The organism is Desulfurella sp., from assembly GCF_023256235.1.
GTDB lineage: Bacteria > Campylobacterota_A > Desulfurellia > Desulfurellales > Desulfurellaceae > Desulfurella.
This window is the reverse complement of the sequence record NZ_JAGDWY010000009.1, coordinates 8278-9380: the sequence shown is the minus strand read 5'-3', so window position 1 is coordinate 9380 and position 1103 is coordinate 8278. Positions and strand designations below refer to the sequence as shown.

Genomic DNA, 1103 nt, shown 5'->3' with positions numbered 1-1103 from the left:
TTTCAAAAAAATCCAATAAACCCATTTTTTTATGTCACTCTTGTGGCATCTGCTCTTTAAAAAATGCATTAAAAGAATTAAAGTGTGCAATTGAACAAAAGCGTTAATTTTGCGTTAATGTTTTTTTAAATAAAATACCCCTTGAAAACATTTTCAAGGAGGTATGTATGGAAATTGTTAGAGAAAATGAGTTTTTAAACAAGGTAGCTCAAGTAGGTGTGATTTTTTGGCTAACAAAAATTGTAGCGACAACGCTTGGTGAAAAGTTTGGGGATTTTTTGTCAATGACGCTTAATTTGGGCTATAGCTTGACGCTTGTTATTACAATGAGTTTTTTGGCTTTTGCGCTTTTTGCGCAGCTAAGCTCTAAAAAGTATGTACCATTGTATTTTTGGCTGGCGATTATTGGTACAACCACTGTAGGTACAGAAATATCCGATCTTTTAGATAGGACACTTCATTTAGGTTATCCATTGGGCAGCTTAGTGTTATCAAGTGCATTGCTTGCAACATTATTTTTGTGGTATAAAAAATACAGAGACTTGAGTATTTACCCAATGACTGACTCTAGAAAAGAAGTATTTTTTTGGGTAGCAGTACTTTTTTCAAATAGTTTGGGTACTGCTTTTGGGGATTTTTTATCAGATAGTTTGCATTTGAGCTACTTAGGTGGCACAATGCTAACAAGTTCTGTTATTTTGATTGTTTTGTGTTTGCATTATTTTAGCAAGGCAAGCCCGGTTATACTGTTTTGGGTTGCTTTTGTTTTTACAAGACCATTTGGAGCTACCTTTGGCGATTTACTTACAAAGCCTACATCCCTGCACGGTTTGGCGCTTGGGACACTAAATGCTTCAATTGTAGAATTTATATTTATAAGCATTTTAATTTTAATAGCACATTTTAAACTTAACAATCAAAATAAACTTTTATATCAGAAACTTAAGTAATAGCCAGGACCTTTTTAGGTCTTGGTTGACTTTTTATTTAAAATTTGTAATAATTTTTATATGGAACCTATAGTTGAAGAAAAATCAAAAGAACTTGTAGAAGAAGCCTTAAGGGAAAGCCAAGAAAAAAATAAATGGTTATTTTGGGTATCA

Annotated in this window: 1 protein-coding gene; it reads left to right on the top strand. The window is 32.5% G+C overall.

Annotated features, from left to right (window positions below; all coding sequences use genetic code 11):
* The first annotated feature begins 167 nt into the window (after positions 1-167).
* On the top strand, positions 168-950 hold the full coding sequence (locus Q0C22_RS00930; RefSeq protein WP_291490215.1) for a hypothetical protein: 783 nt from the start codon (positions 168-170) through the stop codon (positions 948-950).
* Positions 951-1103 lie beyond the last annotated feature (153 nt).